Annotated in this window: 26 protein-coding genes and 1 pseudogene; 25 read left to right on the forward strand and 2 right to left on the reverse strand. The window is 67.2% G+C overall.

Going from position 1 to position 14829, the window contains the following annotated elements:
* Nucleotides 1-10 precede the first annotated feature (10 nt).
* The 25 genes and pseudogenes from rplB to rplQ form a co-directional block, all read left to right on the forward strand.
* Nucleotides 11-847, forward strand: a complete 837-nt coding sequence (gene rplB, locus ACOGI4_RS03965; RefSeq protein WP_419842636.1) for a 50S ribosomal protein L2 — start codon at nucleotides 11-13, stop codon at nucleotides 845-847.
* A gap of 4 nt (nucleotides 848-851) precedes the next feature.
* Nucleotides 852-1133: a 30S ribosomal protein S19 gene (gene rpsS, locus ACOGI4_RS03970; protein ID WP_419842637.1), complete on the forward strand. Its 282-nt coding sequence runs from the start codon at nucleotides 852-854 to the stop codon at nucleotides 1131-1133.
* Nucleotides 1130-1840, forward strand: coding sequence for a 50S ribosomal protein L22 (gene rplV / locus ACOGI4_RS03975; protein ID WP_419842638.1), 711 nt, complete (start codon nucleotides 1130-1132; stop codon nucleotides 1838-1840). The genes rpsS and rplV overlap by 4 nt, the downstream gene beginning before the upstream one ends.
* A gap of 2 nt (nucleotides 1841-1842) precedes the next feature.
* Nucleotides 1843-2733, forward strand: a complete 891-nt coding sequence (gene rpsC, locus ACOGI4_RS03980) for a 30S ribosomal protein S3 (RefSeq protein WP_419842639.1) — start codon at nucleotides 1843-1845, stop codon at nucleotides 2731-2733.
* Nucleotides 2733-3149 (forward strand): 50S ribosomal protein L16, encoded by a 417-nt coding sequence (rplP, locus tag ACOGI4_RS03985; RefSeq protein ID WP_419842640.1) that lies wholly within the window; start codon nucleotides 2733-2735, stop codon nucleotides 3147-3149. The genes rpsC and rplP overlap by 1 nt, the downstream gene beginning before the upstream one ends.
* Nucleotides 3149-3496: a 50S ribosomal protein L29 gene (rpmC, locus tag ACOGI4_RS03990; protein ID WP_419842641.1), complete on the forward strand. Its 348-nt coding sequence runs from the start codon at nucleotides 3149-3151 to the stop codon at nucleotides 3494-3496. Before rplP ends, rpmC begins: the two co-directional genes overlap by 1 nt.
* Nucleotides 3493-3831: a 30S ribosomal protein S17 gene (rpsQ, locus tag ACOGI4_RS03995; protein ID WP_419842642.1), complete on the forward strand. Its 339-nt coding sequence runs from the start codon at nucleotides 3493-3495 to the stop codon at nucleotides 3829-3831. The genes rpmC and rpsQ overlap by 4 nt, the downstream gene beginning before the upstream one ends.
* Nucleotides 3832-3835: 4 nt before the next feature.
* Nucleotides 3836-4204, forward strand: a complete 369-nt coding sequence (gene rplN / locus ACOGI4_RS04000; RefSeq protein ID WP_419842643.1) for a 50S ribosomal protein L14 — start codon at nucleotides 3836-3838, stop codon at nucleotides 4202-4204.
* A 43-nt stretch (nucleotides 4205-4247) separates the two neighbouring features.
* A complete protein-coding gene (rplX, locus tag ACOGI4_RS04005) occupies nucleotides 4248-4556 on the forward strand; it encodes a 50S ribosomal protein L24 (protein ID WP_419843083.1) in 309 nt (102 codons plus the stop codon).
* Nucleotides 4557-4633: 77 nt separating this feature from the next.
* Nucleotides 4634-5176, forward strand: a complete 543-nt coding sequence (gene rplE, locus ACOGI4_RS04010; protein ID WP_419843084.1) for a 50S ribosomal protein L5 — start codon at nucleotides 4634-4636, stop codon at nucleotides 5174-5176.
* Between the two features lie 38 nt (nucleotides 5177-5214).
* Nucleotides 5215-5400 (forward strand): type Z 30S ribosomal protein S14, encoded by a 186-nt coding sequence (locus tag ACOGI4_RS04015; protein ID WP_323671042.1) that lies wholly within the window; start codon nucleotides 5215-5217, stop codon nucleotides 5398-5400.
* A 43-nt stretch (nucleotides 5401-5443) separates the two neighbouring features.
* Nucleotides 5444-5848: a 30S ribosomal protein S8 gene (gene rpsH, locus ACOGI4_RS04020; protein ID WP_419842644.1), complete on the forward strand. Its 405-nt coding sequence runs from the start codon at nucleotides 5444-5446 to the stop codon at nucleotides 5846-5848.
* Nucleotides 5849-5857: 9 nt separating this feature from the next.
* The gene (gene rplF / locus ACOGI4_RS04025) at nucleotides 5858-6439 is read left to right on the forward strand and encodes a 50S ribosomal protein L6 (RefSeq protein ID WP_419842645.1); all 582 of its coding nucleotides are present in this window, start codon (nucleotides 5858-5860) and stop codon (nucleotides 6437-6439) included.
* Nucleotides 6436-6789 carry a 50S ribosomal protein L18 gene (gene rplR / locus ACOGI4_RS04030; protein WP_419842646.1) on the forward strand — a complete coding sequence of 118 codons (354 nt, stop codon included), beginning with the start codon at nucleotides 6436-6438 and terminating at the stop codon, nucleotides 6787-6789. The genes rplF and rplR overlap by 4 nt, the downstream gene beginning before the upstream one ends.
* A complete protein-coding gene (gene rpsE / locus ACOGI4_RS04035; protein WP_419843085.1) occupies nucleotides 6758-7480 on the forward strand; it encodes a 30S ribosomal protein S5 in 723 nt (240 codons plus the stop codon). The genes rplR and rpsE overlap by 32 nt, the downstream gene beginning before the upstream one ends.
* Nucleotides 7477-7689, forward strand: a complete 213-nt coding sequence (gene rpmD / locus ACOGI4_RS04040; RefSeq protein ID WP_419842647.1) for a 50S ribosomal protein L30 — start codon at nucleotides 7477-7479, stop codon at nucleotides 7687-7689. The genes rpsE and rpmD overlap by 4 nt, the downstream gene beginning before the upstream one ends.
* Nucleotides 7673-8164, forward strand: a complete 492-nt coding sequence (gene rplO, locus ACOGI4_RS04045; RefSeq protein ID WP_419842648.1) for a 50S ribosomal protein L15 — start codon at nucleotides 7673-7675, stop codon at nucleotides 8162-8164. Before rpmD ends, rplO begins: the two co-directional genes overlap by 17 nt.
* A 10-nt stretch (nucleotides 8165-8174) precedes the next feature.
* Nucleotides 8175-9503, forward strand: a complete 1329-nt coding sequence (gene secY, locus ACOGI4_RS04050; protein ID WP_419842649.1) for a preprotein translocase subunit SecY — start codon at nucleotides 8175-8177, stop codon at nucleotides 9501-9503.
* A complete protein-coding gene (locus ACOGI4_RS04055; RefSeq protein WP_419842650.1) occupies nucleotides 9503-10072 on the forward strand; it encodes an adenylate kinase in 570 nt (189 codons plus the stop codon). The genes secY and ACOGI4_RS04055 overlap by 1 nt, the downstream gene beginning before the upstream one ends.
* A gap of 52 nt (nucleotides 10073-10124) precedes the next feature.
* Nucleotides 10125-10238, forward strand: a complete 114-nt coding sequence (gene rpmJ / locus ACOGI4_RS04060; RefSeq protein WP_419842651.1) for a 50S ribosomal protein L36 — start codon at nucleotides 10125-10127, stop codon at nucleotides 10236-10238.
* An 18-nt stretch (nucleotides 10239-10256) separates the two neighbouring features.
* A complete protein-coding gene (gene rpsM, locus ACOGI4_RS04065) occupies nucleotides 10257-10634 on the forward strand; it encodes a 30S ribosomal protein S13 (protein WP_419842652.1) in 378 nt (125 codons plus the stop codon).
* Nucleotides 10631-11020 carry a 30S ribosomal protein S11 gene (gene rpsK, locus ACOGI4_RS04070; protein WP_419842653.1) on the forward strand — a complete coding sequence of 130 codons (390 nt, stop codon included), beginning with the start codon at nucleotides 10631-10633 and terminating at the stop codon, nucleotides 11018-11020. The genes rpsM and rpsK overlap by 4 nt, the downstream gene beginning before the upstream one ends.
* 1 nt (nucleotide 11021) lies before the next feature.
* Nucleotides 11022-11639 (forward strand): 30S ribosomal protein S4, encoded by a 618-nt coding sequence (rpsD, locus tag ACOGI4_RS04075; protein ID WP_419842654.1) that lies wholly within the window; start codon nucleotides 11022-11024, stop codon nucleotides 11637-11639.
* Nucleotides 11640-11707: 68 nt separating this feature from the next.
* Complete coding sequence (locus ACOGI4_RS04080; protein ID WP_419842655.1) at nucleotides 11708-12733, forward strand: DNA-directed RNA polymerase subunit alpha; 1026 nt, start codon at nucleotides 11708-11710, stop codon at nucleotides 12731-12733.
* A gap of 2 nt (nucleotides 12734-12735) precedes the next feature.
* A pseudogene (gene rplQ / locus ACOGI4_RS04085) lies at nucleotides 12736-13086 on the forward strand (50S ribosomal protein L17); the annotation flags it as partial.
* Nucleotides 13087-13170: 84 nt separating this feature from the next.
* On the opposite strand, the gene ACOGI4_RS04090 reads toward rplQ, so the two are convergent.
* Nucleotides 13171-14112: an acyl-ACP desaturase gene (locus tag ACOGI4_RS04090; protein WP_419842656.1), complete on the reverse strand. Its 942-nt coding sequence runs from the start codon at nucleotides 14110-14112 to the stop codon at nucleotides 13171-13173.
* Nucleotides 14105-14803, reverse strand: a complete 699-nt coding sequence (locus tag ACOGI4_RS04095; RefSeq protein ID WP_419842657.1) for a superoxide dismutase — start codon at nucleotides 14801-14803, stop codon at nucleotides 14105-14107. The genes ACOGI4_RS04090 and ACOGI4_RS04095 overlap by 8 nt, the downstream gene beginning before the upstream one ends.
* Nucleotides 14804-14829: the final 26 nt, after the last annotated feature.

The raw sequence follows: 14829 nt of genomic DNA on the forward strand, positions 1-14829 counted from the left end.
GCAGGGCGTCATGGGCATCCGAGCACGCAAGCCGACCAGTCCCGGCAGACGGTTCCAGACGGTCTCTGACTTCGCGGACATCACCGCCACCAAGCCCGAGCGCTCGCTCCTCGTCAAGCAGCACTCCACCGGCGGCCGCAACAACCACGGGCGCAAGACCGCTCGCCACCGGGGCGGCGGCCACAAACAGCGCTACCGGGTGATCGACTTTCGACGCAACAAGGACGGCGTGCCGGCCACGGTCGCAACGGTCGAGTACGACCCCAACCGCAACGCGCGGATTGCCCTGTTGCACTACCACGACGGCGAGAAGCGCTACATCTTGGCACCGGCAGGTCTGCAGGTCGGCGACAAGCTCGCCAACGGCCCCCAAGCCGAGGTGCGCGTCGGCAACGCCCTGCCGCTGCGATACGTGCCTGTGGGAACCACCGTACACAACGTGGAGCTCAAGCCCGGCGCGGGCGGCCGGATGGCTCGATCCGCCGGCGCCAGCGTGCAGCTGGTGGCCAAAGAAGGCGCCTACGCCACCGTGCGGCTGCCGTCGACGGAGATGCGCAGGGTGCCGATCGACTGCCGCGCGACCATCGGCTCGGTAGGCAACGCCGAGGCCGACCTCATCAAGATCGGCAAGGCCGGACGGAACCGCTACAAAGGCGTCAGGCCCCAGACACGCGGTGTGGCCATGAACCCGGTGGATCATCCGCTCGGCGGCGGCGAAGGCAAGTCTTCCGGTGGTCGCCACCCGGTGTCGCCGTGGGGCAAGCCCGAGGGCCGCACACGGCCCAAGAACCGCAAGTCCGACGATCTGATCGTCCGCCGTCGCCGGACGCGCGGGTCACGGAGGTAGAGCGATGCCGCGCAGTCTCAAGAAAGGTGCGTTCGTCGACGACCACCTGCTCTCGAAGGTCGACGCGCTCAACGAGAGCGGCGAGCGCAAGGTCATCAAGACCTGGAGCCGGCGCTCCACGATCATTCCCGAGATGATCGGTCACACCATCGCCGTACACGACGGGCGCAAGCACCTGCCGGTGTATGTGACCGAATCGATGGTCGGCCACAAGCTGGGCGAGTTCGCTCCGACGCGGACCTTCCGGTTCCACGCCGGCCAAGAGCGCGGCGGGCGACGGCGATGAGCGGACTGATCGACCTCGACGTCATTGCCGGCGCGAAGGCCACGCACCGTTACGCACGCTTGTCCGCATCCAAGGCTCGGGCGGTGCTCAACTTGGTTCGCGACGAGGACTTGGGCCTTGCACGGGACCGACTGCGCTTTTGCGAGCGGGGCGCTGCTGAGGTGGTGTCGAAGGTGCTCGAGAGCGCCGTGGCCAACGCCACCAACAACGAGCAGCTCGACGCAGATGAGCTGTACGTAGCCGAATGCTGGGCCGACGATGGGCCGGTGCTCAAGCGTTGGCGCCCACGGGCGCGTGGCCGAGCAACTCGCATCTTCAAGCAGACGTGCCATATCACGGTGATCGTGGCGCAGCTCAGCACTGAGGAACTGGCGATGCGGGAGGCCCGCTTGGCGGCCTCGGGTTCGCGAACTGCATCGGCGGCGCGTGCAGCCCGCGTCGCGGCCAGCCGTGCGGCGGCTGCTCCTGCCGGCGCAGATGCTGATGCCGTGGAGTCCGATGCTGAAACAGCGGCCGCTGAGCCCGCCGCCGCTGAGCCCGCCGCGGAACCCTCCGCCACGGAATCCGAAACCGCCGCTTCCGACACCGCGGCCGCTGAACTCTCTGCCGCTGAGGTCTCAGACTCGGTGCCGGCAGCATCGGAACCCTCAGCCGCGGAACCCTCGGCCGCGGAACCCTCAGCCTCCGAGCCCAAGGAAGGCAGTTAGTCATGGGTCAGAAGGTCAACCCCTACGGGTTCCGGCTGGGAGTCACCAGCGACTGGAAGTCCCGTTGGTACGCCGACAAGGAGTATCAGGACTACCTCATCGAGGACTGGAAGATCCGCGACTTTCTGCGGACCGAGCTGCCGCATGCAGCGATCAGCCGTATCGAGGTGGAACGCACCCGCGACCGTCTGCGGATCGACGTACACACGGCCCGGCCGGGCATCGTCATCGGACGCCGCGGCAGCGAGGCAGATCGCCTGCGCACCAGACTCAGCCAGATTTCCGGCAATCCCAAGGTTCAGCTCAACATTCAAGAGATCAAGCAGCCAGAGCTCGAGGCGGCGCTCATCGCTCAGGGCGTTGCAGATCAGCTCGCCGGGCGCGTCGCGTTCCGACGGGCCATGAAGCGAGCCGTGCAGAACGCCCAGAAGGCCGGAGCGCTCGGCATCCGGGTGCAGTGCTCGGGCCGCTTGGGCGGCTCGGAAATGGCACGAACGGAGTGGTACCGCGAAGGACGCGTGCCGCTGCACACGCTGCGCGCAGACATCGACTACGGATTCCGTGAGGCTCGCACGACGGCCGGCCGCATCGGTGTCAAGGTGTGGCTCTACAAGGGCGACATCCTGCCCTACAAGGTGTCCTCCGACGACCGCATCCACCGCGAGGCGGCAATGGCCACCGGCCAGACCTCAGGTGACGGCGCGCTCGCCGCAGGCGTGGTCTCCTCGGCCGGTCGGCGCGGCGACTTCGAGGATCTGTCCCCCGAAGAACCCGCACCGTTGCTGCGCGAGGCGGATCCCGAATTCGAGCGGCTGCTCGAAGAGGAAGAACAGATCGAGCGGGCCACACGCGACCAGGCCCAGACGCCCAACTTCAGGCCCGGAGACGACTGATGTTGATGCCTCGCAAGACGAAGTACCGCAAGGAGCATCGCGGGCGCATGAAGGGTCGCACCAAGGGCGGCACAGCGGTGCATTTCGGCGACTATGGCATTCAGGCACTCGAACCCGGCTGGATCACCGCTCGTCAAATCGAAGCGGCGCGCATCGCCATGACCCGCCACGTCAAGCGCGGCGGCAAAGTGTGGATCAACGTGTTTCCGGACAAGCCGGTGACCGCGAAGCCTGCGGAAACGCGCATGGGTTCCGGCAAGGGAAATCCCGAGAAGTGGGTTGCCGTAGTCAAGCCGGGCCGAGTGATGTTCGAGCTGGGCGGTGTGAACGCAGAGCTGGCCCATGGTGCGATGGAACGCGCCATACAGAAGCTGCCCATCCGTGCGCGGGTGATCTCACGAGAAGAGGCCATCTGATGGCGGCCGCGGCGACGCTTCGAACCCTGACCGACGATCAGCTGCTCGACGAGCTGGACAGCGCCCGCAAGGAGCTGTTCAACCTGCGCTTCGCGTTCGCGACCGGCCAGCTCGACAACTCCGCGCAGCTCGGCGCCGTCAAGCGCGATATCGCCCGCATCCACACCGTGTTGCGCGAGCGCGAGATCGCCGCAGCCGAACTGCCGGCCCCAGCGACCACAACTGCACCCGATGCCGCCGCGACCGCACCCGCACCCAGTGCCGCGGCGACCGGCCCGGCAACCGCACCCGGCGCCGCGCAGGACTCTGCCGCACCTGCCACAGCACCCCCAGGAGACCAGCCATGAGCAGCGATGCCGCCGAGACCCCCAACAGCGCTGGGCCCAACAGCACTGGGCCCAACAGCGCTCAAACCAGCAGCAATCGGCCCGAACGCAATCGGCGCAAGGTACGCGAGGGCATCGTCACTTCCACCAAGATGGACCGGACCGCGGTCGTCTCGGTGACCGAGCGCGTACGCCACCCGCGCTACTTCAAGACGGTGCAGCGCACGAAGAAGCTGTACGTCCACGATCCGAACTCCCAGACGAGCCCCGGCGATCGGGTTCGCGTCATGGAAACCCGGCCGATCTCCAAGACCAAGCACTGGCGTGTCGTGGAGATCGTCGAGCGAGCGCGGTGACGCAATGATTCAACAGGAATCGCGACTCAAGGTCGCCGACAACTCCGGTGCCCGCGAGGTGCTGTGCATTCGTGTGCTGGGAGGCACCGGCCGCCGCTACGCGTCCATCGGCGACGTGTTCATCGCCACCGTGAAGGACGCCATTCCCGGTGCATCGGTGCGCAAGGGCGACGTGGTGCGCTGTGTCGTGGTGCGCACGCGCAAGGAGCGCCGACGCCCGGACGGCAGCTACATCCGCTTCGACGAGAACGCAGCGGTGCTCGTCGACAACAACCGCCAGCCGCGAGGCACCCGCATCTTCGGACCGGTCGGCCGCGAGCTGCGCGACAAGCGCTTCATGCGCATCGTGTCGCTCGCTCCGGAAGTCCTGTGAGGGGAGCGAGACCATGACACGTCGCAAGAACCAGCCACCACCGCTGCGCGTCCGCAAGGGCGACAGCGTTCGCGTCATCTCCGGCCCGGACAAGGGCAAGGAAGGCGAGGTGGTGTCGGTGGATCTGGCGCGGCACCGCATCACGGTGGAAGGCGTGAATGTGGGGCACAAGCATCAGCGGCCTACCCAGCAGAACCAAGAAGGCCAGATCATCGACTACCTGCTGCCGATCGACGTCTCCAACGTGGCGGTGATGTGCCCGCGAACGGGCCGGCCGGGCCGCGTCGGTTACCGCTTCGAAGGCAACCGCAAGGTGCGCTACCACCGGGTCTCGGGGGAGGAGCTGCCGTGAGCACGACCGAAGCTCTGCCCGATGCGTCGTCGGTGGTCGAGACCGAGACGCGCGCCGCGCCGCGGTCGCAGCCCCGCATGAAGGCGCTGTACCGAGACACGATCCGCGAGCAACTGCAAGCGCAGCTGCGGCTCCCGAACGTCATGCAGGTGCCCAAGCTCACCAAGATCAGCGTGAACATGGGCGTGGGAGCGGCGCTGACGAACCGGGGCTTGCTCGAGGGTGCCATCGATGACCTCAGCCGCATCTGCGGTCAGCGGCCGGCGATCACCCGGGCGAAGCGTTCCATTGCGGGGTTCAAGCTTCGCGAGGGCAACGCGATCGGTGCTCGGGTGACGATGCGTCGGGACCGGATGTGGGAGTTCTACGACAGGCTCGTGTCCTTGGCCATTCCTCGTATCCGCGACTTCCGCGGCCTCTCGCCGCGCAGCTTCGACGGTCACGGCAACTACACGTTCGGCATCACCGAGCAGCTGGTCTTCCCGGAGATCGACTACGACAGCGTCAACCAGATCCGCGGCATGGACGTCACCTTGGTGACGTCAGCCGTAGACGACGAGGGCGGGCGCGCCCTGCTGGTTGCTCTCGGGTTCCCGTTCCGGCAGGGCCCGGCTCAGTAGAGCCCTGACTCCACCAAGGCTTCACAAAGGCGGATCTGATGGCCAAGAAAGCACTCGTCAACAAGCAGCAGCGCACCCCGAAGTTCAAGGTGCGCGCGTACACACGCTGTCGCGTCTGCGGCAGGCCGAGGTCGGTGTACCGCAAATTCGGGCTGTGCCGGGTGTGCTTGCGAGAGATGGTTCATGCCGGCGAGGTGCCGGGCGTCACGAAGGCCAGCTGGTGAGAGGCCAGCTGATGAGAGGCCGGTTGGTCAGGGAGGTGGCCGTATGTCGATGACCGACCCCATAGCGGACATGCTCACCCGCATCCGCAACGCCAACATGGTGTTCAAGGACAAGGTGGTCATGCCGTCCTCCAAGCAGAAGGAGCGTCTCGCGGCAATCCTCAAGCGTGAGGGTTACGTGAGCGACTACCGAGTGAGCGACGAGGCCGACGGCCCAGCCCGGACGCTCACCATCGACCTGAAGTACACCGGTGACCGAGATCGCACCATCTCGGGGCTGCGGCGGGTCTCCAAGCCTGGATTGCGGGTGTACACCAAGTCCGACAAGGTTCCCCGCGTGCTCGGCGGCCTCGGCATCGCCGTGCTGTCCACCAGTAGGGGCCTGATGACCGACCGCGAGGCTCGTCGCAACCGCATGGGCGGCGAGATCCTCTGCTACGTCTGGTAGGAGGCCGCAGTGTCACGCGTCGGCAGGACGCCCATCTCGATTCCCGACGGGGTCACCGTCACCGCGCAGAGCGCCTCGGGCGACGCCGACTCGGCGGTGGGCCAAGTGGTGAGCGTCACCGGCCCCGGCGGCAAGCTCACCCAGTCGTTGGCGGCAGGCATCCGGGTTCGCCTCGACGACGGCCCCGAGGGCTCGGTGGCGGTCGTGGAATGCGCCGACGCCAGCCGCACTCAGCGTTCGCTGCACGGACTCAGCCGCGCGCTCGTCGCCAACATGGTGCAGGGAGTCTCGCAGGGCTTCTCCAAGGAACTGCAGATCGTCGGTGTGGGCTACCGCGCAGCCGCCAAAGGGCCGAATGCGCTGGAGCTGTCGCTGGGCTTCAGCCACGCGGTGCCGTTCACCGCGCCCGAGGGCATCAGCTTCGACGTCCCAAGCCAGACGTCCATCGTCGTGAAGGGCATCGACAAGCAGCTCGTCGGGCAGGTTGCGGCCAACATCCGCGCGCTGCGCAAGCCCGAGCCCTACAAGGGCAAAGGCATCCGTTACGTCGACGAGCGTGTGCTGCGCAAGGCCGGAAAGGCGGCGAAGTGAGCGTTCCCACGAAGGCAGCGGGCCGCGATCGGCGTCACCGACGCGTCCGCAAGAAGGTGACCGGCACCGCTGAGCGTCCGCGTCTGGCGGTGTTCCGGTCCAACCGCCACATCAGCGCCCAGCTGATCGACGACCAAGCCGGCCGCACCTTGGCCGCCGCATCGTCGCACGAAGCGGGCGTGAACGGCGGCGGCAATATCGCGGCCGCAGCCGAGATCGGCCGGCTCATTGCCGAGCGAGCGCGAGCGGCGGGTACCACCACGGTCACCTTCGACCGGGGCGGCAACCGATACCACGGCCGTGTCGCGGCCCTTGCAGATGCCGCCCGTGCCGGCGGCCTGGAGTTCTGAGGGAGGACTCGTGGCAGAAGCACCCACCTCGCAGAACCGTCCTGAGCGGGAGCGCAGCAGCGGCGAACGCGGCGCCGGGCGGCGCCCCCGCGACCGCCAGTCCGACAATCCTCGCCACAGCGGAGACGACGGCCTGCGCGAATCGCGGGTCATCGACATCAATCGCGTAGCCAAAGTGGTCAAGGGCGGCCGCCGTTTCTCGTTCTCCGCGCTCGTGGTGATCGGCGACGGCGCCGGCCGAGTCGGGCTCGGCTACGGCAAGGCCAAAGAAGTGCCGCTGGCCATCCAAAAGGGCACCGAGGAGGCCCGCAAGAGCCTCTTCGCCGTTCCTCTGGCAGGCGCCACCATCGTGCATCCGGTGCTCGGAGTCATGGGTGCCGGCAAGGTGCTGCTGCAGCCGGCAGCGCCCGGAACCGGAGTCATCGCGGGCGGTGCTGCACGCGCAATCCTGGAGGAAGCAGGCATCCGCGACGTGCTGGCGAAGTCCCTCGGATCGTCCAATCACATCAACGTGGCCCGCGCCACGATCGCGGGCTTGGCGGACCTCAGGCGTCCCGACGAGGTGGCCAAGCTGCGCGGGCTGTCGCCGGAGGAGTGCATCCCGGCCGGCCTGCTGGAGGCCTACCGGGAATCCGAGCGTTCGCGGAAGCTGAGTGCGGCCACGGCGGGGCCCGGAGGTTCGCCGGCATGAACCAAGCCGACCCCAACCAGCTGGTGGTGACCCAGGTGCGGTCGGCCATCGGGGCCAAGCCCAAGGCGCGCGGCGCACTGCGCGCGCTGGGCCTGGGCAAGATCGGCCGCAGCCATGTGCTGCCGGATCGACCCGAGATCCGCGGCATGCTGCGCAAGGTTCGTCATCTCGTCGACGTGCAGGAGGTCGGCAATGCTGAGACTGCATGACCTGGCCCCGCCGCCCGGGTCACGGCGCCGGCGCAAGCGGGTGGCGCGCGGCACCGGCGGCAAGGGCGGCAAGACCGCCGGCCGCGGCACCAAGGGAACCCGCGCTCGTGGCACCGTTCCGGTCTGGTACGAGGGCGGGCAGCTGCCGCTGCAGGTGCGCCTGCCCAAGCGCAAGGGATTCAAGAACCCGTTCCGCGTCGAGTATCAGCCGATCAATCTCGACACCCTCGACGCGTGCGGCCTCGACGAGGTCACGCCGGTCGAACTGCGAGCCCGAGGCTTGGTGTCCAAGGGCGCCATGGTCAAGATCCTGGGTCGCGGCAACCTCGGCAGGCCGATCGCCGTGAAGGCTCACGCAGTCTCTGGCTCGGCCCGCGCGGCCATCGAGGAGGCCGGCGGCAGCGTGGACATCCTGCCGCCCACCTTCGGCGGCCCCCGCCCGCCCGCCCAGGGCAACCAGCACACCAATCGCTGAGAGGTCCCTCGTGCTCGGCCACATGCGCAACATCTTCCGCATAGCAGACCTGCGCCGGAAGATCCTGTTCACGCTGTTCATCATCGCGGCGTACAGGCTGGGTTCGCAGGTCCCGGTGCCGGGCATCGACTTCGACGCCATCGTCTCGTTGCGCGAACAAGCCAGCTCCACCGGCGGCGTGCTCGCACTGCTGAACCTCTTCTCAGGCGGCGCACTCACCAACTTCGCCATCTTTGCGCTGGGGATCATGCCCTACATCACGGCGTCGATCATCATTCAGATTCTCACCGTCGCGATCCCGCGTTTCGAGCAGCTCCAGCAACAAGGAGCGGTGGGACAGCGCAAGCTCACCCAGTACACCCGCTACCTGACGCTGGGCATCGCGTTCGTGCAGGCCACGGGCATCACGTTCATCTTCGGCCGCGGTCAGGGCACGGCGCTGGGCAACACCGCCGGCGTCATCGTCATTCCGGACTTCACGTTCAACCGGGTGGCGCTGGTGATCTTGTCGCTGACCGCCGGCACGGCACTGCTCATGTGGATGGGCGAGCTGATCAGCCAGCGAGGCGTCGGCAACGGCATGTCGCTGCTGATCTTCGCCTCGGTCGTGTCGACCATTCCCTTCGACGGGGCCCGTCTGCTCGCGGTGCAGGGCACCGTGTACCTGGCGGCAGCAATTGTCGTGGCAACCGGGATGATGGTGGCGATCATCTTCATCGAGCAGGGTCAGCGGCGCATCCCGGTGCAGTTCTCCCGCCGGCAGGTGGGCAGGAGGCTCTACGGCGGGCAGAACACCTACATCCCGCTGAAGGTCAACCAGTCCGGCGTCATCCCGGTCATCTTCGCGAGTTCGGTGCTGTTCCTGCCGGTGTTGCTGTCCAACATTGCGAACTGGGGCTGGCTGCAGACCACCGTCGACGACTACCTCACCCAGCCCGACAACATCGCCTACATCTTGTTCTTCGGCGGGTTGATCGTGGGCTTTGCGTACTTCTACACAGCGATCACGTTCGACCCGGTGCGCCAAGCGGACAACATTCGCAAACAGGGCGGCTTCATTCCCGGCATCCGACCCGGCCCGCAGACCGAGCGCTACTTGTCCAGAGTGCTGAACCGCATCACGCTGCCTGGGTCGCTGTTCATCGCAGCCGTAGCGTTGCTGCCCAGTGTGCTGCTGTCGCTGACCAGCGACTTGGATGCCTTGGGCACCGGCGGTGCAGGCGCAGCAATCGGCTTCGGCGGCGTGTCGATTCTGATTGCGGCCGGTGTGGCGCTGGAGACCATGAAGCAGGTCGACAGTCAGCTGCTGATGCGCAACTACGAAGGGTTCCTGGCCTGATGGGCACACGACGGCTGGTCATCCTGGGCAAGCAGGGTGCCGGCAAGGGCACCCAGTGCGAGCTGTTGGTGGAGCGCTACGGAGTTGCCCATGTCTCCACCGGCGACATGCTGCGCGCTGCGATGGCGGCGGGCACCGAGCTGGGCAGGCAGGCCAAGGAGGTCATGGACGCAGGCGACTTGGTCAGCGACGAGCTGATCCTGGGCATCGTGGCGCAGCGGCTCAACGAGCCCGACGCCGCTGCGGGGTTCCTGCTCGACGGGTTCCCTCGCACTGAAGCCCAAGCAGACGGCCTCTTTGCGTTGCTCGCCCCTCAGACCGTGGACTGCGTGATCGACTTGGACGTGCCCGACGACGCGGTGACCCAGCGGATGTCCGAGCGCGGCCGCGCCGACGACACGCCAGAGGCGATTGCGCGGAGGCTGGAGCTGTACGAGGCCGAAACGGCGCCTCTGCGGAAAGTGTTCGCCGACCAGGGAGTGCTGGTGACCGTGGACGGCCTCGGCACCCCTGCGGAGGTACACCGCCGCATCGTGGCTGCGCTCGAAGCGGCCGAGGGGGCGCGGTGACCTTCGTGTTGGCCCCTATACTCGCTCGTTCGTCTAGATCGCAGGCTGCCTGATGAAAGTCCGTCCGAGCGTCAAGAAATTCTGCGACAAGTGCCGCGTCATCCGCCGCCACGGTCGCATACGAGTGATCTGTTCGAATCCGCGGCACAAGCAGCGGCAAGGCTGAGACAGGAGTTCTGCATCGATGGCCCGTATCGCCGGCGTCGACCTGCCGCGCGAGAAGCGCGTTGAGGTCGCGCTCACCTACATCTACGGCGTCGGCCGTTCGGCGAGCCAGCAGGTCTGCGACGACCTGAACATCGCCGGACGTACCCGCGTGCGCGACCTGACCGATGCCGAGGTAGCTCGGATCCGCAACCACATCGACGCCAATCTCACCGTCGAGGGCGACCTGCGACGCGACGTCGCCCAAGACGTCAAGCGCAAGATCGAGATCGGCTGCTACCAAGGCGTTCGCCACCGGCGCGGCCTGCCGGTACGCGGCCAGCGCACGCACACCAATGCGCGCACGCGCAAGGGTCCGCGCAAGACCGTGGCAGGCAAGAAGAAGGTGCGCAAGTGAACCAGCAGTCTCGGCGCGGACGGCGCAAGGAACGCAAGAACGTGGGCGACGGCGTGGCGCACATCAAGAGTTCGTTCAACAACACGATCATCACCTTTACGGACTTGCAGGGCAACGTGGTGTCGTGGGCATCGGCGGGGAACGCCGGCTTCAAGGGCTCGCGCAAGTCCACGCCGTTCGCTGCACAACAGGCGGCTGAGCAGGCTTCTGAGCGTGCCATGGAGCATGGAGTGCGCCGCGTGCATGTGCAGGTGAAGGGCCCTGGCTCCGGCCGCGAGACCGCCATCCGCTCCATTCAGAATTCCGGCATCGAGATCAAGGGCATTCGCGACATGACGCCGGTGCCGCACAACGGCTGCCGTCCTCCGAAGCGCCGGAGAGTGTGAGATGTCTCGTTACACGGGTCCCAAAGCACGCGTCTCACGGCGTCTCAACACCAACATCTGGGGGACCGAGGGCGAGACGAAGGCGCTCGACAGGCGCCCCTACCCGCCCGGCGAGCACGGCCGCGGCCGGCGCCGTGCCCAGAACTCAGAGTTCTTGCTGCAGCTGCAAGAGAAGCAGAAGTGCCGCTTCACCTACGGGATCACTGAGCGGCAGTTCCGCAACATCTACGAAGATGCTGCGCGTCAGCGCGGGGTGACGGGCGAGAACCTGCTGCGACTGCTCGAGCTGCGGCTCGACAACATCGTCTACCGGGCAGGCTGGGCGGCGACTCGTCCCCAGGCCCGGCAATTCGTGGGCCATGGCCACATCGACGTCAACGGACGACGGGTGAACATCCCCAGCTTCCGGGCGCGCAAGGGCGACGTGGTGGAGCTGCGGGCGAAATCCCGCGAGATCGTCACGATTCGCTGGAATCTGGACGTGCTGGACCGCACGCCGCCGGCTTGGCTGGAGGCGGGCGACGGCGCCCAGCGGGTCACCGTGCTGGAGCTGCCCGTCCGATCACAGATCGAGATCCCCGTGCGCGAGCAGCTCATCGTCGAGCTGTACAGCAAGTAGCGGCGGGGCATGCCGCACCGAACAGTCGAACAGTTCTGTCCACATCTGCAGCCCACGAAGGGGTGAATGTGTCACTCTCCGACACCTTGGTCATGCATCGACCCACGATCGACGTCCTCGGCGAGCCGGAAGGCAATCGGCAGCGCTTCGCCATCGGCCCGCTCGAACCCGGATTCGGCCACACGCTGGGCAACTCCCTGCGCCGCACGCTGCTGTCGTCGATTCCCGGAGCAGCCATCACCCAGGTGCGCTTCGACGACGCCCTGCACGAGTTCACCACCATCGCCGGCGTCCTCGAAGACGTCACCGACATCATCTTGAATCTCAAGGACGTGGTGCTGCGCAGCCACAGCGACGTGCCGGTGGAGGTGCGCATGGACGAGCGCGGCGCAGGCCCGGTGCTGGCAGGGCATGTGGACTGGGGCATCGACGTGGAGTGCCTCACGCCGGACTTGCACGTCGCGACGTTGGGCGAAGACGCCCGGCTGGCGATGGACCTCACGGTCGAGCGCGGTTGGGGCTATGCGGCACCCGAGAGCGACCGCGCCTCCAGCACCATCGGTGTGATGCCCATCGACGCGCTGTTCAGTCCGGTGCGGCGCGTGGCGGTGGAAGTCGAGCCGGTGCGCGTGGAGCAGTCCACCGATTTCGACCGGCTGGTGCTCGACATCGAGACTGACGGCGCGATGAGTCCGCGCGAGGCGTTGGCTTCCGCTGGCGACACGCTGTGCCGGCTGATGCTCATGATCGCGGAGCTGTCGCCGGAGACTGCCGGCTTGCACATCGCCGACGTGGCAGCGGGCGCCGGCCGAACCAACGAGCTGGAGCGGCCCATCGAGGACCTCGGACTGTCTGAGCGCGCTCGCAACTGTCTCAAGCGGGCGCAGTTCAACACCATCGGCGAGCTGCTCGACCAGACGGTGGACGAGCTCATGACGGTTCCGAATTTCGGTCAGAAGTCCCTCGACGAGGTGATCGAGAAGCTTGACGAGCGGGGCTTGGCCCTGCGAGGCATGAGCCCGTCGTCGCCTGCCGAGCCGGACCAAGCCGAAACCGCCCACGCCGAGCCCGCCCAGCCCGCAGCGGTCAGCTGACCATGCCTGCCCCTACGAAGGGACGACGCCTCGGCGGCAGCGCCGGCCACCAGCGCTCCATGCTCGCCAACTTGGCTGCGTCGTTGTTCGCGGCGGAAGCCATCGAGACCACCGAGGCCAAAGCGAAGGCGCTGAGGCCCTACGCGGAGAAGCTGATCACCAAGGCTCGCAAGGGCGGACTGGCGCGACACCGCCAGATCATTGCCAGTCTCAACGGCGACCAGGAGATGGCTCACAAGCTCATCGACGAAATAGGCCCGCGTTATGAGGGCAGGCCGGGCGGCTACACGCGAATCTTGAAGCTCGGTCCCCGCCGGGGCGACAACGCCCCCATGGCGCTCATCGAACTGGTCTAGAAGCGGGCGCAGACAAGCCAGCCCAGCCGGCGCAGACAAGCCGGCCCAGATGCAGGTCTGCGTCGTCGAAGCGCTGCGCCGCTACGCCAGCGCTGCGTCGCGGTTCAGCGAGCTGCGCGCTTCGGCGTAACGCTCGGCCAGCCGCTGTCCGACGCGACCGATGCGTTCGATCATCTGCACGAGCCGGTCCCGCGCCGCCTCGGCGATTCCGGAGAGCTCCGTCAGTCCTGGAAGGTTCCAGTCGCGCATGACGACTGGGCGCAGTATCTGGTCGTGGTGTATCGCCAGGTCGTAGATCCCGGCTTCGGCGATGATGCGGGAGTGAGCGTCGAAGTCGGTGATGCCCGCTCCGGGCATCGCGAAGCCCTTGACCTGATTGGCAATGGCGACCACGGCGCTAGAGGGGTCGATCTCGACGGCTGCGCTCATCACGTCCCGGTAGAACAGGAAATGCAGGTTCTCGTCGAATGCGACCCGGCGCATGATGGCCTTGCCGGCAGGATCGCCGATGTGACGCCCCGTGTTGAAGTGGGCGATGCGGGTGGCCAGTTCCTGAAGCGTCACGTAGGCGAGCCCTTCGAGCAGGCTCGGCGGCTGAGGCACTCGGCCGCACTGCACTTGGGCCATGCGTGCCCGTTCCAGCGCCACCGGGTCGAGCGCGCGGGTGACCGACAGGTAGTCGTAGATGACCCGGCCGTGTCGCCCTTCCTCTGCCGTCCAGCGCCGGACCCACTCACCCCACGCGCCCTCGCGGCCGAACAGGCGCTCGCTGTCACGGAAGTAATACGGCAAGTTCTCCTCGGTGAGCACGTTCACGAAGAGCGCGCTGCGGGCTTCGGGACTGAGGTTCGCCTCCTCCGGCGACCATTCGTAGTCGGGTGCGAAGTCCTTGCCGCGGCTCCACGGCACCAGCGCATGGGGATGCCACTCCTTGGTCTGGCGGAGATGTCGTGCCAGCAGCCGTTCGACCGTCGGATCAAGCTCGGCGAGCGTTCGGGCTTGGGCCGCCGCTGCCTCAGGCACGAGTGACGGCGCGCCGAGCCGCTGCGTAGTTGGCCGAGGCGAATTCCCAGCAGATCAGGTGCTCGACGAATGCGTCCAGGTACGCGGCGCGCGCGTTCTGGTAGTCGAGGTAGTAGGCGTGCTCCCACACGTCGACCACCAGCAGCGGCACCGTCCGCGCTGCTGTGGCGCCCGCCGAGCTGGTGCCCGCCAACGGCGTGTCGGCGTCATCGGTCTGCACGATGCGCAGAGCGCCACGTTGCCTCGTGGAGGCCGCGGTGTCGGACGCTGCAGCGTCCGACGGCGGGCTGTCGTACACCAGCCAGCCCCAGCCCGAGGCGAAGTTGCCCATCGCTTCGGACGCAAACCGACGCCGAAATTCGTCGACGCTGCCGAAGCTGGCCGCCAGCGCGGTGGCCAGATCGCCGTCCGGCTCGCCGCCACCGTCGGGCGACATCGAGCGCCAGTAGAACTCGTGATTCCACGCCTGTGCAGCGGCGTTGAACAGCTTGGCGTTGCCGGCGTCGGGGGTGAGCGACCGCACCAGCGCCTCCAGCGAGAGGTCGCCCTCGGGCGTGCCGGCCGTGAGGTCGTTCACCGTCTTGACGTACGCCGCGTGGTGCTTGCCGTAGTGGTAGCCGATCGTGCGCTCGCTGATGTGCGGCGCAAGCGCATCAGGCGCGTACGGGAGTTCTGGAAGCTGAATGGTCATGCAAGCGCCAAGCGGTCGTCGGCTGC

It is taken from the genome of Candidatus Poriferisodalis sp. (genome assembly GCF_965205175.1).
Taxonomy (GTDB): domain Bacteria; phylum Actinomycetota; class Acidimicrobiia; order Acidimicrobiales; family Poriferisodalaceae; genus Poriferisodalis.